Annotated in this window: 25 protein-coding genes; 13 read left to right on the forward strand and 12 right to left on the reverse strand. The window is 39.9% G+C overall.

Annotated elements, in window-relative coordinates:
• Nucleotides 1-26 precede the first annotated feature (26 nt).
• Entirely contained in the window at nt 27-1,037 is a 1,011-nt protein-coding gene (gene adhP / locus CWB77_RS12405) for an alcohol dehydrogenase AdhP (protein ID WP_054201589.1), read from the reverse strand.
• Between the two features lie 217 nt (nt 1,038-1,254).
• On the opposite strand from adhP, the gene CWB77_RS12410 reads away from it, so the two are divergent.
• Nucleotides 1,255-1,803 carry a GbsR/MarR family transcriptional regulator gene (locus tag CWB77_RS12410; protein ID WP_010388849.1) on the forward strand — a complete coding sequence of 183 codons (549 nt, stop codon included), beginning with the start codon at nt 1,255-1,257 and terminating at the stop codon, nt 1,801-1,803.
• Nucleotides 1,804-1,863: 60 nt separating this feature from the next.
• Here the strand turns inward: CWB77_RS12410 and CWB77_RS12415 are convergent, their stop codons facing one another.
• On the reverse strand, nt 1,864-2,880 hold the full coding sequence (locus CWB77_RS12415; RefSeq protein ID WP_008111524.1) for a lytic murein transglycosylase: 1,017 nt from the start codon (nt 2,878-2,880) through the stop codon (nt 1,864-1,866).
• Complete coding sequence (locus tag CWB77_RS12420; protein ID WP_008111526.1) at nt 2,873-3,154, reverse strand: YcgL domain-containing protein; 282 nt, start codon at nt 3,152-3,154, stop codon at nt 2,873-2,875. The genes CWB77_RS12415 and CWB77_RS12420 overlap by 8 nt, the downstream gene beginning before the upstream one ends.
• A 155-nt stretch (nt 3,155-3,309) precedes the next feature.
• Here CWB77_RS12420 and minC point away from each other — a divergent pair, with 155 nt between their 5' ends.
• The 3 genes from minC to minE are packed head-to-tail and all read left to right on the forward strand — an operon-like array spanning nt 3,310 to nt 5,094.
• Nucleotides 3,310-4,014 carry a septum site-determining protein MinC gene (gene minC / locus CWB77_RS12425; RefSeq protein WP_008111529.1) on the forward strand — a complete coding sequence of 235 codons (705 nt, stop codon included), beginning with the start codon at nt 3,310-3,312 and terminating at the stop codon, nt 4,012-4,014.
• A 5-nt stretch (nt 4,015-4,019) separates the two neighbouring features.
• Entirely contained in the window at nt 4,020-4,829 is an 810-nt protein-coding gene (minD, locus tag CWB77_RS12430) for a septum site-determining protein MinD (RefSeq protein WP_008111531.1), read from the forward strand.
• A gap of 1 nt (nt 4,830) precedes the next feature.
• Nucleotides 4,831-5,094 carry a cell division topological specificity factor MinE gene (gene minE / locus CWB77_RS12435; RefSeq protein WP_008111532.1) on the forward strand — a complete coding sequence of 88 codons (264 nt, stop codon included), beginning with the start codon at nt 4,831-4,833 and terminating at the stop codon, nt 5,092-5,094.
• A 54-nt stretch (nt 5,095-5,148) separates the two neighbouring features.
• On the opposite strand, the gene rnd is transcribed toward minE, so the two are convergent.
• The 3 genes from rnd to CWB77_RS12450 all read right to left on the reverse strand — a co-directional run bounded on the left by rnd (nt 5,149) and on the right by CWB77_RS12450 (nt 8,949).
• A complete protein-coding gene (rnd, locus tag CWB77_RS12440) occupies nt 5,149-6,279 on the reverse strand; it encodes a ribonuclease D (protein ID WP_138622976.1) in 1,131 nt (376 codons plus the stop codon).
• Between the two features lie 50 nt (nt 6,280-6,329).
• Nucleotides 6,330-7,982: a long-chain-fatty-acid--CoA ligase FadD gene (gene fadD / locus CWB77_RS12445; protein WP_138622978.1), complete on the reverse strand. Its 1,653-nt coding sequence runs from the start codon at nt 7,980-7,982 to the stop codon at nt 6,330-6,332.
• 115 nt (nt 7,983-8,097) lie between these two features.
• Complete coding sequence (locus CWB77_RS12450) at nt 8,098-8,949, reverse strand: alpha/beta fold hydrolase (RefSeq protein WP_138622980.1); 852 nt, start codon at nt 8,947-8,949, stop codon at nt 8,098-8,100.
• Nucleotides 8,950-9,135: 186 nt separating this feature from the next.
• Between CWB77_RS12450 and CWB77_RS12455 the strand changes: the two genes are divergently transcribed.
• Nucleotides 9,136-10,425 carry an alkaline phosphatase gene (locus tag CWB77_RS12455; protein WP_010388854.1) on the forward strand — a complete coding sequence of 430 codons (1,290 nt, stop codon included), beginning with the start codon at nt 9,136-9,138 and terminating at the stop codon, nt 10,423-10,425.
• A gap of 64 nt (nt 10,426-10,489) precedes the next feature.
• Here the strand turns inward: CWB77_RS12455 and CWB77_RS12460 are convergent, their stop codons facing one another.
• From CWB77_RS12460 to CWB77_RS12485, 6 genes are all read right to left on the reverse strand, one after another.
• Nucleotides 10,490-10,819: a hypothetical protein gene (locus CWB77_RS12460; RefSeq protein WP_010388855.1), complete on the reverse strand. Its 330-nt coding sequence runs from the start codon at nt 10,817-10,819 to the stop codon at nt 10,490-10,492.
• A gap of 73 nt (nt 10,820-10,892) precedes the next feature.
• Entirely contained in the window at nt 10,893-11,594 is a 702-nt protein-coding gene (gene tsaB, locus CWB77_RS12465; RefSeq protein ID WP_138622982.1) for a tRNA (adenosine(37)-N6)-threonylcarbamoyltransferase complex dimerization subunit type 1 TsaB, read from the reverse strand.
• A gap of 8 nt (nt 11,595-11,602) precedes the next feature.
• Nucleotides 11,603-13,519 carry a DNA repair helicase YoaA gene (gene yoaA / locus CWB77_RS12470; RefSeq protein WP_138622984.1) on the reverse strand — a complete coding sequence of 639 codons (1,917 nt, stop codon included), beginning with the start codon at nt 13,517-13,519 and terminating at the stop codon, nt 11,603-11,605.
• Between the two features lie 100 nt (nt 13,520-13,619).
• Nucleotides 13,620-15,506: a M28 family metallopeptidase gene (locus CWB77_RS12475; protein ID WP_138622986.1), complete on the reverse strand. Its 1,887-nt coding sequence runs from the start codon at nt 15,504-15,506 to the stop codon at nt 13,620-13,622.
• Between the two features lie 71 nt (nt 15,507-15,577).
• Nucleotides 15,578-17,761, reverse strand: a complete 2,184-nt coding sequence (locus CWB77_RS12480) for a M4 family metallopeptidase (protein ID WP_138622988.1) — start codon at nt 17,759-17,761, stop codon at nt 15,578-15,580.
• 433 nt (nt 17,762-18,194) lie between these two features.
• Entirely contained in the window at nt 18,195-18,428 is a 234-nt protein-coding gene (locus CWB77_RS12485; protein ID WP_010388861.1) for a hypothetical protein, read from the reverse strand.
• Nucleotides 18,429-18,825: 397 nt separating this feature from the next.
• Between CWB77_RS12485 and hisG the strand changes: the two genes are divergently transcribed.
• The 8 genes from hisG to hisIE are packed head-to-tail and all read left to right on the forward strand — an operon-like array spanning nt 18,826 to nt 25,888.
• Nucleotides 18,826-19,725: an ATP phosphoribosyltransferase gene (gene hisG, locus CWB77_RS12490; RefSeq protein WP_076920229.1), complete on the forward strand. Its 900-nt coding sequence runs from the start codon at nt 18,826-18,828 to the stop codon at nt 19,723-19,725.
• 5 nt (nt 19,726-19,730) lie between these two features.
• On the forward strand, nt 19,731-21,032 hold the full coding sequence (gene hisD / locus CWB77_RS12495; RefSeq protein ID WP_076920230.1) for a histidinol dehydrogenase: 1,302 nt from the start codon (nt 19,731-19,733) through the stop codon (nt 21,030-21,032).
• Nucleotides 21,022-22,110 carry a histidinol-phosphate transaminase gene (gene hisC, locus CWB77_RS12500; protein ID WP_138622990.1) on the forward strand — a complete coding sequence of 363 codons (1,089 nt, stop codon included), beginning with the start codon at nt 21,022-21,024 and terminating at the stop codon, nt 22,108-22,110. Before hisD ends, hisC begins: the two co-directional genes overlap by 11 nt.
• The gene (hisB, locus tag CWB77_RS12505; RefSeq protein ID WP_138622992.1) at nt 22,107-23,168 is read left to right on the forward strand and encodes a bifunctional histidinol-phosphatase/imidazoleglycerol-phosphate dehydratase HisB; all 1,062 of its coding nucleotides are present in this window, start codon (nt 22,107-22,109) and stop codon (nt 23,166-23,168) included. The genes hisC and hisB overlap by 4 nt, the downstream gene beginning before the upstream one ends.
• Nucleotides 23,165-23,755, forward strand: coding sequence for an imidazole glycerol phosphate synthase subunit HisH (gene hisH / locus CWB77_RS12510; RefSeq protein ID WP_054201601.1), 591 nt, complete (start codon nt 23,165-23,167; stop codon nt 23,753-23,755). The genes hisB and hisH overlap by 4 nt, the downstream gene beginning before the upstream one ends.
• Before the next feature lie 32 nt (nt 23,756-23,787).
• Nucleotides 23,788-24,522 (forward strand): 1-(5-phosphoribosyl)-5-[(5-phosphoribosylamino)methylideneamino] imidazole-4-carboxamide isomerase, encoded by a 735-nt coding sequence (locus CWB77_RS12515; RefSeq protein ID WP_138622994.1) that lies wholly within the window; start codon nt 23,788-23,790, stop codon nt 24,520-24,522.
• Nucleotides 24,504-25,283 carry an imidazole glycerol phosphate synthase subunit HisF gene (hisF, locus tag CWB77_RS12520; protein WP_010388869.1) on the forward strand — a complete coding sequence of 260 codons (780 nt, stop codon included), beginning with the start codon at nt 24,504-24,506 and terminating at the stop codon, nt 25,281-25,283. The genes CWB77_RS12515 and hisF overlap by 19 nt, the downstream gene beginning before the upstream one ends.
• Nucleotides 25,274-25,888, forward strand: a complete 615-nt coding sequence (gene hisIE / locus CWB77_RS12525; protein ID WP_138606541.1) for a bifunctional phosphoribosyl-AMP cyclohydrolase/phosphoribosyl-ATP diphosphatase HisIE — start codon at nt 25,274-25,276, stop codon at nt 25,886-25,888. Before hisF ends, hisIE begins: the two co-directional genes overlap by 10 nt.
• Nucleotides 25,889-26,378: the final 490 nt, after the last annotated feature.

The following is a 26,378-nucleotide window of genomic DNA, read 5'->3' on the forward strand; positions in this document are numbered from 1 at the left end:
GTGCTTTTTCATGTAAAAACTTAATATTAAATCGTAACAACTATGCGGCCGTTTATTTCGCCTTTAAGCATGTCATCAAAAATTTCATTAATATCTTCAAGTTTTTTCTCTTCAATGATAGCTTTTACTTTGCCTTGCGCAGCAAATTCAAGACATTCTTGCAGGTCTTTGCGCGTACCTACAATAGAGCCAACCACTGAAACACCATTTAATACGGTGTCAAAAATTGGCAATGGCATGTCTTCAGGCGGTAATCCAACCAATACACATTTCCCCCCTCGGCGAACACTTTTATAAGCTTGTTCAAAACCTGGTTTTGATACTGCCGTACAAACAACAGCATGCGCGCCACCTACTTGCTCAAAAATGGCCTCACTGGGCACCACTTCTTTAAAATCAAGCGTAATATCAGCACCCAACTCTTTAGCTAGCGCCATTTTCTCTTTACCAGTATCTACCGCAATAACATTAAAGCCCATTGCTTTTGCATATTGCACTGCTAAGTGCCCTAAACCACCCACACCGACAATAGCAACCCATTGACCTGGTTTAGCGCCAGACACTTTTAAAGCTTTATACGTTGTTACGCCCGCACAAAATAAGGGGGCAGCTTCAGCAAAACCTAAACCTTCCGGTATTTTGATGATGTAGTCACCATGAGCTAAACAGTATTCTGCATACCCACCGTCAATAGAGTAACCCGTATTATGTTGCGATAAACAAAGGGTTTCGCGTCCATCTAAACAAAACTCACAATGGCCACATGCACTGTATAGCCATGGTACGCCTACTCTATCGCCCACTTCTAAGTGCTTAATATTACTTCCTAGTTTTTCTATTACACCAACACCTTCGTGTCCAGGTACTAATGGCATTTTTGGTTTTACCGGCCAATCACCATGACATGCGTGTAAATCAGTGTGGCACACACCACAAGCGGCTATTTTTACTAGGACATCGTTAGGGCCTACTTCTGGAATCGGTAAATCGGTGATCGCTAACTTGCCTTTATATTCTGTATTTATTGCTGCTTTCATAGTCATTCCATCGTTTATAAAAAGTTTATGCTATTTAACAAGGGTGTTAAACGGCAAGATTATGTTGCATACCCGCAACATACCTCACTATAAATGCTTAAATATTAATCTATATCAATCATTAGTCGTAAAACGTGGTTTTTTATCCCAGCTTAAGTCTTGCCATACTTAACCAGCGTGCTAGCATAGATTTCATTTATTTTTGAAACTTGTAACAATGACATTATCAGAAAAAAACTTTGCCTTTGTAATGCATTGTGGTGAGATGGGCAGCCGCTGGGGATTTAATCGCACCATTGGACAAATGTGTGGTTTATTGATTATTACTAAAGATCCAATGACGGCAAATCAAATCGCTGATGCGCTAAGTATCTCTCGCGGAAACGTGAGTATGGGGATCAAAGAATTACAATCTTGGCAGCTGATCAAAGTAATGCATATCCCAGGAGATAGAAAAGAGTACTATGCCCCTGCAGGCGATATTTGGGATATGGCAAATCGCGTATTCGAAGAGCGCAAAAAACGTGAAGTTGAGCCTACACTGAGCTTACTCCGAGATAACTTACTAGACGAAGCAAGTAACGACGATGAAATTTATGCTCAAAAACAAATGGGCGAAATCCATAACTTACTTGAAACAGTAACTAAATGGTCCTCAGAATTACAACGTTTAACTCCTGAGCAGCTTAATAAGCTAATGAAACTAGGTTCAGGGATTGGCAAAGTCATTGACCTAAAAGATAAAATATTTAAAAAAGAAATTTAGTCGATATACCACTCACAAAAAAGCCGCAATTTGCGGCTTTTTTTAGTTATTTGCTTTAGCTTAAATCTTTGGGTAAGCAATTCTATCTGACAAATAGCCCACGCTAGTTGCAAAGTAATATGACCGATTCCAGTGCATAAATACCTTGTAGTTGTCGTATGCTAAATACATGCGCCCATTTACATCATCAGGCATCACTAGTGCAGCATCCACAGCAACATTTGGTAAATCGCTGCCATCAGCACGACGAACCCCTAATGCTTGCCAGTCAGCGAGTGAGCGCTCTGAATTGTTCCAATATTCAAGCCATTGCTTACGTGTTTTAGTACCGCGCTTTAAAATATACTGCTGATCAAAATTAGCAGGTAATTGAACTTGGCGACCCCAGGTTAAGTTGTCATTCCAGCCCTCTTGCTTTAAGTAATTAGCAATAGAGGCAAACGCGTCTTCCTTAGTTGTCCAAATATCTTTGCGGCCATCATTGTTGTAATCTACAGCATAGGCATTAAATGAGGTTGGCATAAATTGAGTTTGCCCCATTGCACCTGCCCATGAGCCTTTAAATTTATCAAGCGTAATATGACCCGACTTTAATATATCCAGTGCAGCCCATAATTGGCGTTTGTATAGTGCTTCACGGCGTCCATCAAATGCTAGTGTTACCAACGATGAAATCACGTTGTGGCCACCTTGAATGGCACCAAAATTACTCTCTAAGCCCCAAATAGCCACGATAAAGCGTGCTTGAACACCAAAGTCTTTTGCGACCTTCTCTAAAACTTCTTGGTTTTCTTTATATAATTTACGCGCACGATCAATTTTCCATTGAGGCACACGTTTTGGTAAATATGTTTCCAGTGTTTCTTTTACTTCAGGCTGATTTTTATCTGCAGAAATCACTTTTTCTTTATAAGATGCAGTGGCAAATGCTTGCTCAATTAACTGAGTATCGTAGCCTTTAGCTATTGCCTCTTGCTTTAAATTAGTAAGGTATTGTTGAAACTCAGCTTGGGTTTTTGCCATCACCGATGAGCTTAAACATACACCACACAATACAACTGCTAATTTTTTAATCACTATCTACTCCATTTTGTTTTCTTAATTGACTCAGCAAGTTTTCCTCTGGTGGCGGAATTTGTAAATAATAGCCTTGGTCGCTAAGCGACTGTTTTAAAGTGTCTAAATCCGCTACGCCTAATTGAGTTCGCTTAGCTAAGTTAATGATCATCACGTACTGAGGTTGACCAAACATGGCCATTAAAGGTTCCGGAACTTTACTAAAATCGTCTCTTTTTTCAATAAATAAGAAAGTATCTGCTTTTTTCTTACTTTTATATACCGCAGTTAGCATTATGGCCCTATAAAATCTTGCTTAACAGTGCTACACACTATAACATGGCAATAATAATAAGTTATAAAAATTAGTGTGGAAACTTTAATAAAAGCCTTGTTCAGCCTAGGTTTATATAATGTTACATGCTAACTAGACAATCCAGTTGAGCATCTATGTCGGACCAAATTTTTGAGCTAAAAGGCAACCTTTTTACGTTATCAGTTTTACATCTTTATAGTACTGATATTAACCTTTTAGCAGAACAACTGTATGTAAAAATAGCCCAAGCCCCAAAGTTCTTTGAGGGTGCCCCCATTGTCGTTAATTTAATTGAAGTAAAAAACAGCACAATCGACTTTGTTCATTTAAAATCACTTATTGAACGCATGAGCTTTAATGCGGTGGGTGTATGTAATGGTTCGGATGAGCAACACAAACAAGCAAAAGCTGCAGGGTTATCTGTTTTAAACTATTCACAAGACGTTAAGAGTGAACCCGCAAGAGTAGAGCCTAATACGTCAGTGGTTGAAAAAACCGTGTATTTACCAGCACAAATTATTAATGGTGCAGTACGCTCAGGCCAACAAGTTTACGCCAAAGACCGTGATTTAGTGGTGTTAGGTGCAGTAAGCCATGGTGCAGAAGTGATTGCCGATGGTAATGTACACATTTATGGAACTCTACGCGGCCGTGCTATTGCCGGTGCAAAAGGGCTAGAAAACGCATATATATTTTGTAATAAATTAGAAGCAGAACTCGTTTCAATCAATGGTAATTACTGGATCAGTGACTCACTGCAAGGTGAACACTGGGGTAACGCAGTTCAAATACAACAAAAAAATGAATCTTTAGAAATTTCAGCTTTGGTTAAAGGATAAATCTCATGGCAAAAATAATTGTCGTTACCTCGGGTAAAGGGGGTGTTGGTAAAACAACATCAAGCGCAGCAATTGGTACAGGCTTAGCACTAAAAGGCTACAAAACTGTTATCATCGATTTTGATATCGGCTTACGTAATTTAGACCTAATTATGGGTTGTGAACGTCGCGTAGTGTATGACTTCGTTAATGTAATCAATGGCGAAGCCAACCTTAACCAAGCACTCATAAAAGATAAACGTGTAGAGAAGTTATTTTTACTTCCTGCATCACAAACACGCGATAAAGATGCACTCACACGCGAAGGTGTTGAACGTGTACTTAATGAGTTAAAAGAAGACTTTGACTACATAGTCTGTGATTCTCCGGCAGGTATTGAAGCCGGTGCAATGATGGCAATGTACTTTGCTGATGAAGCAATTGTAACCACTAATCCAGAGGTTTCATCAGTACGAGATTCTGATCGTATACTTGGAATTTTACACAGTAAATCTAAACGCGCCGAAGAAGGTTTAGAAAACATTAAAGAGCATTTGCTAATAACACGCTATAATCCAGATCGTGTAACAAAAGGTGAAATGCTATCTGTTGAAGATATCCAGGACATTTTAGCCATCGACTTACTAGGTGTCATACCTGAATCTCAAGCAGTACTTAGTGCATCTAACTCAGGACAACCCGTTATCCTTGATAGCGAATCTGACGCAGGCCAAGCTTATGCCGATGCGATCAGTCGTTTATTAGGTGAAACGGTTGAATTTAGATTTTTAGATGTTGAGAAAAAGGGTTTATTCAAACGGATATTTGGAGGTTAATGTGTCTTTACTTGACTACTTCCGCTCAGAAAAGAAAAACAGTGCGTCATTAGCAAAAGAGCGATTGCAGATCATTGTCGCGCACGAACGTTCTCAGCGTGGTACACCTGATTACTTGCCGCAATTAAAGCAAGATATATTAGATGTCATTCGTAAGTACGTAAATGTAGGCGCCGATGCGGTTCAAGTTCAGTTTGATCAAAATGAAGACGATTTAGCCGTACTCGAGCTCAATGTCACATTACCTGACGAAGAAAAGAAATAACAAACAAGGGCGCTAAGCGCCCTTTTTATTTGTTTATCACTCGCCTTTATGACTTTAATTATCCCACTCTTTTAGAGCATCTTTAACAAAGTCATAGCGCCATGAACTGAGTAAATCTGGCTTTATGTGATTTAATTTTTGCTCATCTGTTAGCTTCCAATTCCAACTAATTAGCTGATTAATTTGCTTTTTAGATGCCATGACGTCTTCTGGTATATTGTGCTCTTTAGCAACTTTCGTAATTTTTTGTTTGATTTCTTTCGCTACTTTTTTATACGTAGGAAAATCAATGAGACGTTTGAGTACTTGTGGGTGCTGTTCAGGTGGAACCGTTTTAGCCTGCTCAATGCACTTTAAAATTTCAACCCCTGAACGATTCACTTCAATAGGCTCAACACCCGGAATTTGTCTTAGCGCGTTTAAGCTCGACGGGCCTCGTTTAGCGATTTCAGTCATGTTGTGCTCTTTAAGAACAAAATTAAGCGCTAGATTTTTTCGAATTGCTTTATTTCTTCGCCACACAGCTAACTCTTTAAGTACCGCTAATTCATGCGGCTTAAGCTGCCATGCATTTTTAATCTCTTTATAAAGTAACTCATCTGGTGTTTGAAAAGCACGCTTGTTTGCCACCAATTCACTTTCGTTAATAACAATGTCGAATAAATCGGCCGCTTTAATGCTGTCTATAATTAACTCAAAACAAGGCAGTAAGTGAAACGTATCGGCCGCAGCGTATTCAAGTTGTTTTTGAGTGAGAGGACGTTGTAACCAATTGGTGCGCGATTCACTTTTATCAATTTCAATATTCAATAAGGTTTTTACCATTAAGGCAAACCCCATACAGTTGCCCTCACCTAATAGCTGAAGTGCAAACTGAGTATCAAACAATGGATAAGGAACAAAACCTGCGTATTTTTGAAAAACTTCAATATCTTCTGAAGGAGAATGAAGTACTTTTAACACGTTTGGATCTTTAAGTATCTGCCAAAAATCAAATAAGGAAAGCTCTGCTAGCGGGTCGATAAGTGCTAAATGTTCGCCATCATAAACTTGAATGAGTGCAACTTCGGGATACAAAGTACGGCGGCGCATAAACTCGGTATCAATAGCAAGAATGGGTTTGTTTTTTATTTGTTCTACAAACGTATTTAGCTCATTTTGGGTTTGGATCAATTGGTAGTGCACTGAGTCTCCTACAATAAAAAAGCCGACATATGTCGGCTTTTTTATAGTTGCTAATCTTTTAAGGCTCTTCTGAGGATTTTACCCACATTAGTTTTGGGTAACTCATCCTTAAACTCAACGAGTTTAGGAACCTTATAATTAGTTAAATTATCACGACAATGTTTTATTATATCTTTTTCAGTTAAAGAAGGGTCTTTTTTCACAACAAAAACTTTAACTTGTTCACCACTAATGTCATGAGGAATACCAATTGCAGCAACTTCTAATACACCTTCGTGCATTGCAACCACTTCTTCAATCTCATTTGGGAAAACATTAAAGCCTGAAACAATAATCATGTCTTTTTTACGGTCAACAATATAGAAGAAACCTTCATCATCGTACGTCGCAATATCGCCGGTTGCAAACCAACCATCTTTTAAACATTCAGCGGTGGCGTCTGGACGATTATAGTATCCAAGCATAACTTGAGGGCCTTTAACCCATAACTCGCCTGGCTCACCTTTAGCCGCTTCTTCACCGTTATCAAGCATTAACTTAATATCTGTACTTGGCGCAGGTAAACCAATAGAGCCATTATATGCCTCTAAATCGTATGGGCTAATTGTTACTAATGGAGCACATTCAGTTAAGCCATAGCCTTCCATTAATTTAGTATTGGTCACTTTTTGCCACTTTTCTGCAACAGGACGTTGTACCGCCATACCGCCACCCAATGACATTTTAAGGTGACTAAAATCAAGTTCAGAGAAACCAGGAGTGTTTAATAAACCATTAAATAGCGTATTAACCCCTGTAATAGCAGTAAATTTATGCTGGCTCAGCTCTTTTACAAATCCAGGCATATCACGTGGATTAGTAATTAAAACGTTTAAACCACCGTATTTCATAAATGCCAAACAGTTAGCTGTTAGCGCAAATATATGATAAAGCGGAAGCGCGGTAATAACCACTTCACTACCACGGTCAAGTACTTTGTCTAAACAACCAGACACTTGTTCAAGGTTGCCTACCATATTGCCATGGCTCAACATTGCGCCTTTAGATACACCGGTAGTTCCACCTGTGTACTGTAAAAAAGCTAAGTCACTTAGATTGACGTCTGGGCGTGTGTAACCATTTGGATCAGCTTTTAATAAATCACAAAATTTAATCGTGTTAGGTAACGTGTAACTTGGCACCATTTTTTTGAAATGCTTAACTACAAAATTAACTAAATGCTTTTTAAGACCCCCCATCATGTCACCTACTTGGGTAACCACAATGTGTTTCACGTCAGTGTTAGGCAGCGCTTTTTCAAGCGTATCAGCAAAGTTAGCTAGTATAAATATTGCCGATGTTTCAGAATCTCTTAACTGATGCTCTAGCTCACGTACGGTGTAAAGTGGATTAACGTTAACCACAACGCACCCTGCGCGTAAAATACCTAAAATAGCAATAGGGGTTTGCAACAAGTTAGGCATCATCACAGCGACTTTATCGCCTTTTTTTAGCCCTAAGTCGTTTTGAATATAGGCGGCAACACGTTTCGTTGCTGCATCTATTTCGTTGTATGACAATGTTTTACCCATATTTGTAAATGCAGGTAAATCTTTGTATTCATTAAAACTTTTTTCAAACACTTCGAGTAACGAGTTGTAGTGCTCAGGATCGATTGTTTCAGGCATACCTTCTGGGTAGCGCTTAAGCCAGATTTTTTCCACTCTTAGCCCCTGTTTATAATTATATTTTTATTAACCTTAATCTAAGTAAGGCACTTTCACAATTGAGCAAATACTCTAATCTAGAGATAATCCCACATTTATCGGTAATATACAATTAACATGCACTACTTTGCACCATAAATGCGTGAATGTGTTCAAAACATAGCCCACTACTTTGCATATGGCAATGATGTCCACCGGGCACATCTATTACACTCAAGTTATTGTAATATTTACTATACTTGTCTAAATTTTGTTTTACAAATGGATAACCTTTATCACCTAATATTAATTGACATGGTGCAATTAATTCTTTTATTGCACCAATACATTGCGCTTCATCAAATCGAAAACCTGAGTGATTTTTAAGCTTAGGATCAGTTGTTAACTCAAACCCACTGTGCATTTGTTTTATATTTCTGTCCATCAGCAACGCAATTAGTTCATCATTTAAATCAGTTGTTTTTGCACGCGCTTGATAAATTTGCTCTTTAGAAGTATATGTCCTTGATTTTTTAATCGTTAACCGTGCCCGGTTAAGTATGGCATTTCTTAGCTGCGAAGCGACTTCATTTGCTTGCGTGGTAACGCAGCCAATTCCTTCAATAAAAGAAACGGATTTAACATACTCGTTAAAACAACTCGCAAATAAACCCGCGACCATCGCCCCCATCGAATGCCCGACCAAGTGTACCTTTTTTAATTTAAGCGCTGTGATTAAGGCATACACATCATCCACATAATCAATAAAGTAGTAATGTGCCTGAGAGCTTCGCCAAGATGATAGTCCATGTCCTGCAAAATCAATACAATACCATGTTTGATTTGACGGTACGTCAGTTAGCATAGGTGCAAAGCTAGCACTGTTATCTAACCAACCGTGAAGCGCAATAACAACCTCTTCACCGTCTCCAAATTTAAGGCCATATATATCTAAGTCGTTAGCTTTGACAGAAAATGGTTGCAATGCAAACCTCTACTTTTTATTTGGTTATAGCAATAACATACAAGAGTTATTACACAAATAATAGAACCGAGCTAGAAGAGCACACACTTAAATTGCGAGATTTCATAACATATTCATTTATTTATCTGGTCATCAGTATACAATAATAGTCGCTATTAAAATAAGTACACTTAAAGGGTACACACAATGAAAAAACAGTTCGGCTTATTAGCGCTTTTATGTACAACAACAGGAGCATTTGCTCAAACAGCGCCTAAAAATGTTATTTATATGATTGGTGATGGCATGGGTCCCGCTTTCACAACCGCTTATCGATATTACAAAGATGACCCAACAACAAAAGAAATAGAAACCACCGTTTTTGATACCATATTAAAAGGCATGGCGCACACGTATCCAGATGACCATACCTATGTTACAGACAGCGCAGCAGGTGCAACTGCACTTAGCAGCGGCCATAAAAGTTATAATGGCGCTATTGCCGTCGATACAGCTAAAAAGCCTGTTAAAACCATGCTAGAAATTGCAAAAGAGCAAGGAATGACAACAGCTTTAGTAGCTACCTCACAAATAAACCATGCAACACCAGCAAGTTTTGCTGCACATAATGAATCAAGAAGAAACTACGATGATATCGCTAATGACTACATTGACAATAAAATTGCAGGTAAATTACCGGTAGATTTAATGTTAGGCGGTGGTACTCAATACTTTATTCGTGATGACAGAAACTTAGTAGACGAATTTAAACAAGCTGGTTATCAATATGGCGATGATATTCAAAACCTTGGTCAAATCACTCAAGTGCCTGCTATAGGTTTATATGCACCTAAAGGCTTACCGTTTGCTCTTGATGAAAACCCAACAAGATTAAAGCAATTAACTTCTAAAGCGTTTGATTTGCTTGATGGGCAAAATGATAAAGGCTTTTTTGTGATGATTGAAGGCAGCCAAATTGACTGGTGTGGTCACGCAAACGACATTGCCTGTGCAATGGCTGAAATGGATGACTTTGCTAAATCAATCGAAACGGCTAAAGCCTATGTAGATAACAACCCAGACACTATTTTAGTGATCACGGCAGACCACTCAACAGGCGGTTTAACTATTGGTGCACATGGCCAATATAAATGGGAAACAGATGTCATCAAAGGTGTAAAAGCCACTGCGGGCACATTGACCAAATTACTAATGGGTTCTGATAACCTTAAAACGGTGTGGCAAGCTAATACCAGTATTGAATTTACAACTGAAAACGAAATTAAGCTTAAACAAGCCAAAGCTATGGGCGAGAAAACCCTAAACTTGGCCGTTAAAAGCATTATTAATGACTTAAGCTTTACAGGTTGGACAACGGGCGGTCACACAGCGTCTGATGTACAAGTATTTGCCTATGGCAAAAATAGCGATGACTTTGTTGGCTCTCAAAATAATACCGATATAGCTAAAAAATTAATTGGTTATATAAAACAGTAGCCTTTGAAACTTAATAAAAAAGCCCGAATAATTTATTCGGGCTTTTTTGTTTTTTTAATCTTAGCTAAGCGTATATATCAACACCAATTAAACTTTGAACTTCAGCTCTTCGCTCTAAATTAGCAAACTCAGTATAAGTAGAAATCGCTTTGCTTACTTGAGCACTGGGTTGATCGTAAATAGTTTGGCTGTATTGGGTATCTTTGCTGTTCGCTTTTGTAAACTCTTTTGCAAGTTCAAGCCCTTCTGGGCTGCTTTTGACATAATCGGTATTAGTTTTTTGTGGTTTGGCTTGCTCTATTACTCGTTCAGGCTGCGCCGGAACTACCGAAGTAGAACGCACCTTAGCAGGTATATCACCTGTAAAAAAACCTGAACTTATAGGTAGCGACACAGCGCTTCTCCAACCAACAACATACTTTAAATTATGATTTAAAATCGCTTAATTTGCAAACAACCGTGTTTGTTTATTCACGGCCCGGTAATTTTTTCCATGTTACCGTGTCACGCACATACTTTGGTTGTGCATCACTGGCATTTACACCCTTACCTGCAAGGTACTCGTCCTCCACTAGTGCCAACATATAGTGTGCATCCGGTAAGGTTACTTCAGGCTGTATGGTTACATTATTAAATGGCGTTAGTGCATTAGGGTAACTTTTAAAACCAGTCCCCACGGCTGCAGCATCAATATTTGTATCTATCAAAGTTGCATCTAACAATTCAGGTTTGAATACTCGCTCTTCGCCTTTAAGCGTCATTAATCCATCTTTTGCGTGGTATTGAGCAAAGTAGATTTCTCCCATACGCGCGTCAATACTTGAATACACAACCTCAGTAGAAAACTGTTCAAACGTCTGTTGCGCCATGACTGCTAAAGTAGATACCCCAACTAATGGTAAATTAGTTGAATACGCAAGACCTTGGGCAATGGCTACGCTTATACGCACGCCAGTAAAGCTACCTGGCCCTTGGCCAAATCCTATTACGTCTAAATCTTTTAATTTACAGCCGGCTTTACCAAGTAGCTCATCAATAAGTGGCAGAATTTTTTGGCTATGCTGCTGCGGGCACTCTTCAAAATGATGAAATGTTTTACCCTGATAATGCAAAACAATTGATAATGCTTCAGTAGAGGCATCTAGGGCGAGAATGTTACTTTTGATCATTTTTGTACTCAATTAATATGTTTTAAAAATGTATTGGCATCTTCTAAGCTACGTGTACGGCGCATTGGCGGTAAACTCTTTAAAAATACTTGTCCATATTGGCGTGTTACTAAACGATTATCGCAAATCACTAGCACGCCTTTATCTTTGTTGTCTCTTATTAAGCGACCTACCCCCTGCTTTAAGGCAATCACCGCTTGAGGTAATTGAATATGTGCAAACGGGTCTTTGCCTTGCATTTGGCAATCTTGCATTTTAGCTTGTAGCAAAGGGTCATCAGGTGCAGCAAATGGCAGCTTATCTATAATAACACAGCTTAAGGTACTACCTCGTACATCAACCCCTTCCCAAAATGACGCGGTGCCTAGCAATACCGCATTACCATGGCGAGTAAATTTTTCTAGTATAATTCGTTTAGACATTTGCCCTTGCATATAAACTGGGTAGTCCATTTGCGTAGTTAAGCCCTCAGCCACTAAATGCATCATACGGTAACTGGTAAATAACACAAAACAACGCCCTTTAGCCGACTTAATAAGCTCTAAGGTTAATTTTACAATCGCATGGGGCATATTATCTTCATGCGATTGTGGTAAATAACGAGGTAAGCACAGCAACGCCTGATTTTCATAATCAAACGGGCTATCTACCATCATACTTTGCTTTGGTTTTAAGCCAAGGCTCGCATTAAAGTGGCTCAGTTCATTGTCGACCGATAACGTGGCCGAGGTAAAAACAAATCCTGAACCCGACTCTTTCATCATTAAAGCAAATTTAGCCGATACATTCAGAGGCGTAATATTAATAGTTAAATAGCGCCTCGTGGTTTCGTACCAGTAACTAAAACCTGTTTGAGCAGTATCGAATACGCGCTCTAACTGACCTTTAAAAGCCAATACTCGTTCAAACGGATGTTCTATTTTATCACTTCGCTCTAAGCATAACTTTAATACCTGATACACAAACTCTAAATCACTAATAACGCGATGTAATGCCGAGCAAATAAGCTTATTACTGAGCTTTTCACGCCAGTCACCTCGGCTGCCATCTACTCCAAACTGCAGCCTTAAATCAGCGACACTGGTTTCAAGTTTATTTAAACTTTTGCCTAATTGCAGCATGTCGGGAATTTCAGCGCGATAAATAGCGCGCAAATCGTTAATTAAATCCACCAGCTTTTTGGTGCTCATGGTTTCGCCAAAATAGTCACTGGCAATTTCACTTAATTGATGGGCTTCATCAAATATGTAGGCATCGGCATTGGGCATTAGCTCTGCAAAACCAGATTCCTTTACCGCCATATCAGCAAAAAACAAATGGTGATTTATTACCACAACATCGGCATCCCCCGCTTTTAAACGCGCTTTGCGAATATAGCATTCTTGAAAGTCTGGGCACTCTTTGCCTAAGCAATTATCAGCAGTTGAGCTTACATACGGCAACACTTTGGCATCTTCTTCAATACCAATACAATCGGCTAAATCGCCGCTGTGAGTTTCACTAGCAAACTTTGCAACCATGGCTAGTTGATGCATTACATCAGGGTCGTCTGTTGGTACGTGTGCAACATGCTGAGTTAGTCGATACGTACACAAATAATTGGCACGCCCTTTTAACAAGGCCGTTTTTTTAGCCGCACCTAAGGCTTTTACTAATACGGGTAAATCGCGGTGATAAAGCTGCTCTTGCAGTGCTTTAGAACCGGTTGAAATAATCGTTTTGCCCTTAGATTTAAGAGCGGGAGCCAAATAAGCAAAGGTTTTACCTGTGCCAGTGCCTGCCTCAACAACAAGTTGAGACCGGGTTTTTAATGCATCCTCAACCGCCACCGCCATATCGATTTGAGGCTGGCGTGGTGTGTATCCATCTATTGATAAAGCCAAAGGCCCGGTCGCACTAAACAGCTGTTTGATAATACCAATCACTATGTAAAAAATAATAGCGGGATTCTACGTAAGCTGTTGAGGAAGGGCAAGCCAAAGTGAGTGAGAATTTAACCAATAAAGGGGCGTGTGCCCCTGTTAATTATTCTGCATTAATAGTTAAGGTAATGCCATTTGCATTACGATAACCTTTAATATCTATGTACCATAAACCTGCTTGGGGTGCAGAGACAGTACATGTTTCTGTGTTGCCATTTTTATAAGGGCGACACACATATTGTGTATTAGATGATGGCGCATCAAAATTTAAATACAAATCAGCATCGCCAGTTCCACCTGAAATAGCAACATTTAGCGAAGAATAGCCTGCAACTAAACGTTGTTCATAACGCTGCCAATCACCTGCATTTACGCTAATGTTAACTTCTACGAGATTGATTGGCTCTAAAGCACCAGCTTGCTCAAAACTACCTATCAAAGAAATATTGTTAATTGCGCTATATGCCTCAACCATTACATAGTAAGTTCCATCATCGCTGGTAGGAATATCACAACGTTCATTACTTGTGGCAGACGTACTTTTACAATCGAAATCGCTTAATGTTGGCGCCTGATTAAACTTAACGTATAAATCGGCATCGCCATTATCACCTGAGGTTTCAAAGCTTAAATTTTGCGCTCCTTTTGGTACATTCAATGTATAGATAAGCTGCTCTTTAGCAGTGGCATTGATACCAGAAATTGGCTCACCATTTACTAACTCATTATTACTTGGCGGTGTTACATCACCAGCATTCTTTGCCAATTCAGCTACAAAGCTTACAGCTAAGTTAGCAAATTTTATTGCATGATCAGCATCGAAATTACTGTCATTTTGTGTATGAATGAGTGGATTAATATCATTCATTTTTGATTCAAACGGCATAGAGGCAGCAAAGCCTTGTTGGTACCATGAAGCATGATCGGAGCAACCATAACCACATTGGTCAAAGCCATAACTAATTTGGGGTAAGTATGTGTCTATAAGCTGCGCTAAAAACTGGTTTTGAGCATTATTTGTGTAATCCGTCATCATAATAATATCTTCGATACTACCGTTGTTGCCGGTCATATCAAATTGCACCATACCCACTACATTTTTACCCTGCGCACGATAACTACTGGCTATATCTTTAGAGCCTCTCAGACCTACTTCCTCTGCCGCAAATGCCATTATTTTAATGGTTTTTTGCGGTTTATAATTTGTTTCAACTATCGCTTTTAAAGCTTCAGTTAACACTGCAATACCCGATGCGTTATCATCCGCGCCAGGAGAGCGTCCTTGTGCAGGATTTGCTTGGTTAATCGAGTCTAAATGGCCTCCAATAATTACAATCTCATCTGCATTTTCAGCACCGGCAATGGTTACAATGACGGATGATTGCGCCCAGCTATGCTGATAACTTTCAATGGTTATGTCACTTCGGCTAGTTGCAATTTGTTGCCAATAACTTTGCAACCATTGTGAAGCATCAACACCGGTTTGCGAGGTATAATAACGATTATTAAAACTAGTCAGTGAATTTACTGTGCTTTGTAAGTTAATCGGACTTTGTGCATTAATTAAACTTTGTACCGTCTGCGCATTATCAATAGAATAATTGTAAGCTAATAATGCTTGGCTATTTTGAACGACCGCTAATAATGCTTGGCTATTTTGAACGACCGCTAATTGTTTTGCGTAATCACTCGCTTCTTCAAACGAGCTATGAGCAACAAACCCACCACAACGATTGTAGTTATGATGCATAAACTCACTCAAATTATTTACCGCGTTACTAGGTACACTGAGTAAATCAACATCTGGTATAGGGCTTGATTTTCTGTGAGAAAAAGGTATTTTTTGTAAAAATGTACCTTGTTCATGTTGATAATGCTGGGCTGCAGTTGAATCAATAGTTACCCAAATATTGTCTGGATTTTCATTTGCTAAGCAATTAAAACTCATAGTTAAAGTAGTAATAACTGCTAGTTGTTTAAAGTAATTCATAAATATTCCTTATCATTTCACTTTTATTTTAAGCATTAAAAAAAGGGGCTAAGCCCCTTTTAAAACTATGCCTAATTAGCAGTTACATTGAGTGTTACACCGCTTGCTATACTGTAGCCTCTAAGATCAATGTACCAAGTACCCGATTGCGGGTTCTCAAATGTACATTCTTCATTGTTGCCATTTTTGTAAGGTCTACATAGATAAGAAGACGTACTTGAAGGCGAACCAAAGTTTATATAAAGATCAGCATCACCACTGCCACCAGCAATACTAATATTTAAAGTGCTATACCCTTCTGATAAATCTTGAGTGAAGCGACTCCAATTATTAGTAGTCACATTAATATTAGACTCAGTTCTGTTGATAGGCGTTACCCCACCATTATCACCTGAGTAACTACCCGTTAATGATACGCCAGATATAGCATTCCATGCTTCAACCATTACATAGTAAGTTCCCGCTTGTGCATTACTTATGTTACAGCTTTCTGTACTAGTAGATGTTGTGCTATTACAGTCGTAGCTATTTAAGGTCGGTCGGCTGGCAAATTTAACGTATAAGTCTGCATCACCTGAGCCGCCAGTAGTATTGAACTGAAGATTTGTCGCGCCAGCGGGAACATCTAAAGTAAAGAATAGTTGCTCTTTTTCAGCGCCACTGATACCCGTACGCGCTACCCCATTGGTTAATGCTTCATCGTCAGTCGGTGGTTGTGTTGTTGCACATTCACTACCTGAACTAAGATTTGAATTAACCCCAACGGCAGCTAAAGCAGCTTTAACATCATTTGGGTCATAATTTAAATCACAGGCTGCATCCATAACCCCGTTACCGGCTAAATCCCAGCCTACACCCGCACTCCAATATAGTTGGTTGGCACGAGCCATTACGATAAAGGCTTTTTGCGTATCCCAACCCGGCGTGGTTGCTAAATTATAAAATGCCTTATTATAAACCCCTGAACTATAATGAACGTCCATACCTGAATAATAGTTGCTTTGGTTATCTATTGAACGGCCATCTTGGGTAGGGTTATTCATGTAACGCAGCGCACCATTACCTTTAAAAATATCCTTACCAACTAGCCAATCGTTGCTGCCTTTCATATAAAATTCAGCAGCTTCACCAGCCATATCCGAAAATGCTTCATTTAATCCACCTGGTTTACCATTGTAAATCAAACCTGAATTTTGCTCAGTAAAGCCATGGCTAACTTCATGTGCAGATACATCTAAACTTACCAATGGATAAAACGTATTTTGGCCATCACCAAAGGTCATTGCACTGCCATCCCAAAATGCATTTTCATAATTACTTGAATAATGAACGCGCATTTGCAACTGAAAACTCAAGGGCGCAGTACCTACCCAATCGTTATACATATTAAAAATCACATTACCAAAAAAATGAGCATCATTTAGCGGTGAATATGCGCCATTAATTTCTTTGACCGTATTCTCAGGACACGTAAATGAATGTGCGGAAGAGCCACTCGTTCCACCATTCAAATTAATAGTGCGAACATTTGCGTTATTCATGGTACAAGTATTACCCGATTGACTAACATCTAGACTGTCAAAATCAGTTCCATAAATATACTTGCCTGTCTTTAGATTTCCGCCAGGACCTGTTGCATTGGCATGTTGTAAGTTATCGTAACTAAGTAATACCTCACCAGTATTAGCATCAATGATCTGATATGGTCTTGATGGTGACTTGCCATAAGTAACATAAGACACCTCATAAACTAAATGCGCCTTATTCTGATCGTCAACCCAAATAGCGAGCCTTGATTGCTCGTTATGTTTTTTCAAGCCGACTGATTTTGCTGCAATGCCTGTTTTTGACCCTTTTAAAATCGCATCTTTTTTTGTCAACTTAGCTGAAACGTCCGCTAAATCTTCATCAATGTTGTAAACAGCGGCACCATGGGCTTTTTTAAGCATCCCATTGTTAAATGTTAAGCTGACTGTATCACCAATAACAGGAATGCCTTGATACGTTTGCTGGTAACGGCGTGTTACTTCTCCGTTATTGCTAGTAAACTCTTTTAATACAACTAATTCGTTCCCTACACTTAACCCAATCAACTGATTTGGACTTACTGATAGCAAGGAAGCAGAGTTTGATTGCACCATGTTATTAATTGTCGGTTGTTGATTTAGATACTTCTTATTCGCAGCTACTGCATTTGTTGCTTGAACCAAGGTTAAAGCAGCAAAAGTTGCTATTGTGATTTTAGATAAATTCACGTTTACGCTCCGTTAAAGTTTAAGTTTTTAGTATATTTGTATTAACCGGTACACCTTGTACCCGATTAGGGATCAGCATAGACCGCAAACCGCAATAACGAAAACTAAACATTTAATTTACAATTAAAGTATTAGTAATAATATTTAGTGCTTTATTTACAGTTAGTTATAATTAATCGTATTTATAGCAAAAACAATATGTAACATTATGTATACATATATTTACATTTTAAAAATTCAACGAGGGGATTAGTTTTATAGGTTGCACTAGTAAATTTTCATCACTCAACGATGACTAAAAAGTCGCGTTCTTGCTGTAAAAATTTAAACTAATGTGATTTGTAGAGAGTTAAACGGAATTTAAGCTGAGGGCTTAATTAAATGAACGAGGTTTTGTAATTACCTTTATACTCTGGCAGGCAATAAACTTTATTTAAGCCCATGTATCTAGATGGGGTTTGTCGTCATCTTCTTCGGCGGTATTGTTGCGCGATTTATTTTCGTCAAACGACAGCTTATGTTGTTTTTCTACCTCCCTTTTTTTACGCTCTTCTAGCTCTACTTTTTTGGCACTGGCACTTTGTTGAACCCCCGCAATATGAAAAGCCCCTTTAGATTCAAGCGTTAAACGCGTAATAGGCCCTAAATAAGGGATCATTATATCCATGCTTGCCTCCATTGAGTTGAACGTAGTTTAATCACTATAAAGCTGTTGATAAATAAAGCAATACTCTAATTATTATCGACAGTTATAAGATATTCTTTAATTAAAGAATATTTTTCTTGCCATGATGTTAGTGAATGTGTTTTTATAAATGCGAAATTTATTAAACAAACAGCAGCTAAGCGTTAACATAGTAACGAATAGCTAAACAGGATATAAAAATGCTTAATTCACTGACAGTTGTACATCACCACCATCATTCATCGGAATAACCTGTCAGGTCTTTCGCTGAGAGGTTGTTCCTAAAAGGAAACCTCTGGCGAATCAACATACCAAGATTCATTTTCGCCCTGAGGTTTCCCTCGGGGTTTTTAGTTTTTAAATTAAAGGAAAATGAGTAATGAATAATAGTAATCGTCTTCGTATCGCCATCCAAAAAGGTGGCCGCCTATCTAAAGATTGTCAAGATCTGCTTAAACAACTGGGTGTAAAACTCAATCTTCGTGAGCAGCGCCTAATAGCACACTCAACCAACATGCCTATCGACGTTTTGCGTGTGCGCGATGACGATATTCCAGGCTTAGTTATGGATGGTGTATGTGATTTAGGTATTGTTGGCGAAAACGTACTAGTTGAAGTACAAGCAGAAAGAGAACGCCAAGGTGTTCCAAGCGAAGTAACAAAACTTGCAAAACTTGATTTTGGTTACTGTCGTTTAGCACTTGCATGGCCACAAGAACTTGGTAAACAAGACAAGAGCTGGTTTGAAGGCAAACGCATAGCAACCACTTACCCAGAAATTTTAAGCCAATACCTAAAACGCGAAGGCATTAACGCCAGCACAGTAATGTTAACAGGTTCAGTGGAAGTAGCCCCACGAGCAGGACTTGCCGATGCTATTTGTGATTTAGTCTCTACAGGCGCAACGCTTGAAGCAAATGGCTTAATGCAGGGTGATACCATTTTAGAGTCAAATGCTTGTTTAATCCAAAACACTCAACTACAAGATCCTGAAAAATTAGCGCTCATCAATAAACTAATGCCGCGTTTACGTGGTGTAAAGCAAGCTAAAGAAAGCAAATACATTATGTTACACGCACCAAAAGACAAGCTTGATGAAATTTGTGAGATTTTACCTGGCGCTGGCCAACCTACATTATTGGCTCTTGCGGGTAATGATGAATATGTTGCCCTACACATGGTGAGCAGTGAAACCCTATTTTGGGAAACCATGGAACAACTTAAGGCCCTTGGTGCCAATTCTATTTTAGTTATGCCAATTGAAAAAATGATGGAGTAACAACAATGCTTCGTTGGAATGAGGAATCATCACAAGTTCAAGCAGCGGCGCTTATGCGCCCTGCTGTATCAGCAAGTGAAAAAGTAGAAAGCATTTGCCAGACTATTTTGGCAAAAGTTAATGCGCAAGGCGATGCCGCTCTACTTGCATTAGCAAAAGAGTTCGATAATAGAGCCAAGCCGCGTTTACGTGTACCACTTGATGAAATTAATGCCGCTGAGAAAATGCTAAGCCCAGAGCTTAAATATGCAATTGATACCGCTTATGCCAATGTGAAATGTTTTCATCAAGCGCAACTGCCAAAAGATATTAAGTTATCGACTCAACCCGGTGTTGACTGTGAACTAAAATATCAAGCCATCGAAGCAGTCGGTATTTATGTACCAGGAGGGAGTGCCCCTCTTCCGTCATCGGTTATTATGCAGGGTGTATTGGCGCAGTTAAGCGGTGCAAAAACCGTGGTCTTAACCACCCCAGTACAAGGTGATAAAGCAATTAACCCGGCTATTTTATATGCCGCTAAATTATGTGGTATCACCACAATTATTGAAAGCGGCGGTGCAGGCGCGATTGCTGCAATGGCTTATGGCACAGAGTCTGTTCCTAAAGTGAATAAGATTTTTGGTCCAGGTAACAGCTTTGTCACCATGGCAAAGCAATTAGTTGCACAAACGATTCCAGGTATGGCGATTGATATGCCAGCAGGGCCATCAGAAGTGTTAGTGATTGCAGATGAACGTGCAAACCCAGAGTTTATTGCTGCCGACTTACTCTCTCAAGCAGAACACGGAGCTGACTCACAAGTTATTTTATTATGTAACAGTGAAACCATTATTGAACAAACGCAAGATGCACTCACTCGTCAACTTGCCAACTTAAGCCGAAAAGACACTGCCGAACAGGCATTGGCGAATTCGTCACTTATTCTAGTTGATTCAGTAGCCCAAGCGTTTGACGTATCAGCGCAATATGGGCCAGAGCACTTAATATTACAGCTTGGCGATGCCACTCCTTATTTAGATAAAGTAAAGAATGCAGGCTCTGTATTTGTTGGCGATTACACCCCAGAGTCAGCGGGCGATTATGCCTCAGGCACTAATCACGTGTTACCCACTTATGGTTACAGTGCAACTTACTCTAGCTTAAATTTACTTGATTTTTTTCGTACTTACACAGTACAAACCATCAGTAAACGTGGCTTAACTGAGCTTTCAAAAGCTATTTTACCCTTAGCAGATGCAGAAGGCCTTGATGCCCACGCTAATGCGGTTTCAATTCGTTTAGAGGCAATAAAAAATGAGCAATGAGAGCGGCTTATTACCTGATAATATTGCAGCGCTTGCTGCGTATAGCTCAGCTAAAAGTGAAAAACTAACCGGCACAACCTGGCTTAATGCGAACGAAAGCCCGTATGCTAAAAACCTTGAAATAACAATTGAAGACTTGAATCGTTACCCCGATCCTCAGCCTCAATTGGTTATTGACCGCTACGCTGCCTATGCTGAGCTTGAAAACGAAAATGTATTAATGACTCGCGGCGCAGATGAAGGCATTGAATTATTAGTACGTACCTACTGTGAACCTTCAAAAGACAGTATTGCATTATTTTTACCAACATATGGTATGTACAAAGTAACGGCCGATACACACGACGTCGCAATCAATGGCCTAACACAAGCGCTTTTATTAAATGCCAGCGTGGATGAAATAATTGCCGCTGTGGGTAGCTCAAAACTAGTGTTTATTTGTAATCCAAATAATCCAACTGGAAGCTTAACGCCGCTAGATAAAGTAAAAGCCATTGCCACTGCGCTTGCAGGTAAAGCATTAGTGATTGTTGATGAAGCCTACATAGAGTTTTGTCCAGAGCAAAGTGCAACACAACTTATAAACGAGTTCAGTAATATTGTTGTGCTTCGCACACTCTCAAAAGCGTTTGCACTTGCGGGTTTAAGAACAGGGTTTACTCTCGCTCAGGCCAGTGTATTAGCGCCTATTCGTAAAGTCATTGCACCGTATCCGGTATCGGGTGTGGTGGCCAGCATTGCAGCGCAAGCCATTGCCCCTGATGCGATTACCTCAATGCGTCGCCAAGTGACGATTTTAAATAGCTTAAAGTTAAAGCTTATTGACTGGTTAAACGCCTCTCCTGCAGTATTAAAAATACTCACTGGTGAAGGCAACTTCGTTACTTTAAAATTAGCGAACAAAGATTACTTTAAACAAGCGCTTAAACAAGGCTTAGTAATGCGCGCCTTCATCTTATTTAATGAAGACGACTGGCTACGTATTTCAATTGGTAATGAACAAGAATTAGAACAAGTAAAAATTTGGTTAGATGGCCTGCAATTGCCACAAACCGCAGCACAACAGGAAGTATCATGAGTAACCCCTATTTATTTATAGACCGCGATGGCACTATTATTGAAGAGCCAATCACCGACAAACAAGTCGACAGCCTTGAAAAACTAGCGTTTTTACCAGGTGTTATTCCTGCCTTATTGCAACTGCAAGCAGCAGGCTATCGTTTAGTAATGGTATCAAATCAAGATGGCTTGGGCACAGACAGCTTCCCAACTGCCGATTTTGACATTGCTCAAGACAAAATGATGAACATACTGCAAAGCCAAGGTATCAGCTTTGAGTCAGTATTAATTTGCCCACATTTTGATGAACAAAACTGTGATTGCCGTAAACCAAAAACAGGCTTACTCACTGAACTGATGCGCTCAGGCAAAGTTGATTTAGCACGTTCTTTTGTGATTGGTGATCGCCAAACCGATATTGGCCTTGCGCAAAACTTATGTTGTGAAGGTATTTTATACGACGGCAGCTGGCCTGCCATTGTCACTAAGCTGACCACAGCCAACCGTGAAGGTCGCGTAACACGCAACACTAAAGAAACACAAATAGATGTAGCGGTTAACCTTGATCAAACGAAAAGTGGCAGCATTGAAACTGGCCTTGGTTTTTTTGATCACATGCTGGATCAAATTCGCACTCACGCCAATATTGGCTTAAATATTAAAGCAAAAGGCGATTTACACATAGACGAGCACCACCTTGTTGAAGACATTGGTATTGCATTAGGTGTTGCCCTTAAACAAGCGCTTGGCACCAAATCGCAAATTGCGCGTTATGGTTTTGCCTTGCCTATGGATGAATGTAAAGCCGAGGCACAAATTGATTTATCAGGTCGGGCATCATTTGTATTAAACGCTAACTTTAGCCGTGAAAAAGCCGGTGATTTAGACGTACAAATGGTTGAACACTTTTTTAAAAGTTTAAGTGATAACGCCGCAATTAGCCTTATTTTATCGGTGAGTGACGGCAACTGCCACCACCAAGTAGAAGGCTTATTTAAAGCGTTTTCTCGTGCTTTGCGCATGGCTATTGCGCAAGATACCAGCCAACAAACAGCCAGCTCTAAGGGATGTTTATGATAGCGATAATTAATACCGGTTGTGCCAATATTAACTCAGTGCGGTTTGCATTTGAGCGTTTAGGGCAAAACCCTACGGTGATTACTTCGCCAGAACAATTAGCAGGCTATGAACGTGCTATTTTACCCGGTGTTGGTCATGCATCTGTTGCTATGAAGCGTTTGGTTGATAATGGTTGGCAGCAAGCAATTAACGAATATCAGCGCCCGCTAATGGGAATTTGCTTAGGCATGCAACTACTGTGTGAAAGCACTGAAGAAGGTAACGTGCAATGCTTAGGTAAAATACCAGGCCAAGTAAAATCACTGGATGTAGGGAGTTTAACGTCACCGCATATGGGCTGGAATAACCTATCTGTTCAACAAGCGCACCCGTTGACTCAAGGTTTGCACGCAGACGATCAGGTTTATTATGTGCACAGTTTCGCCCATACCGTTAATAACGCCACACTAGTCAGCAGCGAATACGGGCAAACATTTTCTGCAATTGTAGCTAAAGACAATTATGCAGGCATGCAATTTCACCCTGAACGCAGCGCTAAAGTGGGCACGCGTTTATTACAAAATTTTATTGATTGGCAACTTTAGGTTGCTCTTCATGCTTTTAAAAGAGAAATACAGTGATTATTCCAGCATTAGATGTATTACAAAATCAAATTGTCCGTTTGTATCAAGGTAAATACGATACTGCACAGTTTTATCCCTTTGAGCTTGGTGCTCGCTTAAAAGAGTATGCCGACAGTGGTGCCACTAAATTACATTTAGTTGATTTAGAAGGTGCACGGGATCCAAGTAAAAAACAGTGGCAACATATTCAAGCAGCAACAAAATCGCTTAACGTACCTTACCAAGTAGGTGGCGGTATTCGTTCAGAGCAAGACGTGAGCGATTGGCTAAAAGCAGGTGCAAACCAAGTGGTTATTGGCTCAATGGCAGTTGAAAAACGTGAGCAAGTAAAAGCCTGGATTGAACAATTTGGCGCTGAGCACTTTGTAATAGCCCTTGATGTTAATAAAACTGCGAACGGATGGGCACCTGCTACTCACGGTTGGCTAAACGAATCTGAGTTTGGATTATTTGAGCTTGTCGATTTTTACGTTGCTCTGGGTGTTATTGATTTTTTATGCACGGACATCAGTAAAGATGGCACCATGACGGGCCCTTCTTTTGCGCTTTATGAAGATTTAATTAATCATAATGCAGATATTAAAGTGCAAGCCTCAGGTGGGGTAAGCTCGTTAGATGATATTAAAAAGCTCAATGAACTTGGTGTGGGCGGCGTAATTTTAGGTAAGTCACTACTTGATGGAGCATTTAGTGTTGAGGAGGCGTTAGCATGTTATCAAAACGCATAATCCCGTGTTTAGATGTAAAGGACGGCCAAGTAGTAAAAGGCGTTAAATTTAAAGGCCATGAAATAGTGGGCGATATTTTAACAATGGCAAAAGCATACAGCGATGCTGGTGCCGATGAACTGGTTTTTTACGAAATCAGCGCAAGTGTTGAAAAACGCCTACTTGATGTTAACTGGGTTGAAAACATTGCCCGCCACATTGATATTCCATTTTGTGTGGCTGGCGGTATTAAATCGGTAGCCGATGCAGCACGGGTTTTAGAGCGTGGTGCCGATAAAATAAGTATCAACAGCCCTGCTATTGCACGCCCTGAACTCATAAAAGAGCTACACGATGAATTTGGTAAGCAATGTGTTGTTGTAGGTATTGACAGCTTTTACGATGAAGTAACCGGCGAATACTTAGTGTATCAATTAACCGGCGATCCTAATGCATCAAGCCGCACCCGTTATAAAACCGAAGAATGGGTTAAACGCGTACAAGACTTAGGTGCAGGCGAAATCGTTTTAAATTGTATGAACCAAGATGGTGTTCGCAACGGTTACGACAACGAGCAACTAAGCAAAATACGCCAGCTGTGTGATATTCCTTTAATCGCCTCAGGCGGTGCAGGCAGTATGCAAGACTTTGTTGATGTCTTTCAACAAAGCGAAGTCGATGGCGCATTGGCAGCAAGCGTTTTTCACAAAAATGTGATTAACATTGGCGAATTAAAACAATATTTAACCGATAACCAAGTGGCAGCAAGATTATGCAATTAACACAACAAAACCAAACCCAAGTTGATTTTGCTAAAAGCGAAATGATCCCTGCTATTGTTCAGGATGCCCGCTCTGGCGTTATTTTAATGCAAGGCTTTATGAACAGCGAAGCGTTAAAAGTTACGCTTGAGAGCAATAAAGTGACCTTTTATTCGCGCTCTAAATCGCGTTTATGGACCAAAGGCGAGTCATCAGAAAACTTTTTAAACGTGGTATCGGTGCATACCGATTGCGATTACGACTCTATACTCGTACTTGCAAACCCAGAAGGCCCAACCTGTCATTTAGGCACGCAAAGCTGTTTTGGTGATGATGCAAAACCAAGCTTGAGCTTTTTAGCGCAACTTGAAGATGTCATTGTTGCTCGTAAAAGTGATGATCCAGCTAAAAGCTACACTGCGTCACTGTTCGCAGAAGACTTAAGCCGTAGCTGTCAAAAAGTAGGTGAAGAAGGTGTAGAAGTGGCGCTTGCAGCAATGAAACACGACAACAATGAACTTACCAACGAATCGGCCGATTTGTTGTATCACCTCGTTGTACTACTACAACGCCAAGGGTTAGAACTCACTGATGTAGTTGCTTGCCTACAAGGTCGTCATAAGTAAATACAACGATTACTGTGTGCGCCATTATGTGGCGCACATCGTTATAAAAAGCCATAATTTTTCTTTTTAATTCAGCCTCTCAATAGCATTTGTTCTCTCCCTTAGGTATCCTTTAACTAGGGTCTGCTGACCTTTGCGGATTAATATTTGTTCAAACTAGGGGCGGTTTAATCCCGGCGCGAGGTTTGCAACCTAGTGGGCTCGATAACTGCTCCTGCGTTATTCTACTGGCTTACATCCATGTAAGAATAAGTAAAAACCGAGCAAAGCTTCCGCGCCCTGCTCACGCCCCTTACCTACATCCATGTAGGCAACAAAGAGTAAATAGCCTCTAGGCAGAACCCTTCGGGCAGCGCCTGTTTGGCATTGATGCTGCGTTATCGCCTATTTATGTGGAATATTCACACTACTTAGGCTCTTCCTTGCCTAAATACCAAACAGACTGCTGCAAATTTAATCTCAAAAGGTCAACACCCCCTAATTAACTTTG

This window comes from Pseudoalteromonas sp. S1610, from assembly GCF_005887465.1.
Classification (GTDB): Bacteria; Pseudomonadota; Gammaproteobacteria; order Enterobacterales; family Alteromonadaceae; genus Pseudoalteromonas; species Pseudoalteromonas undina.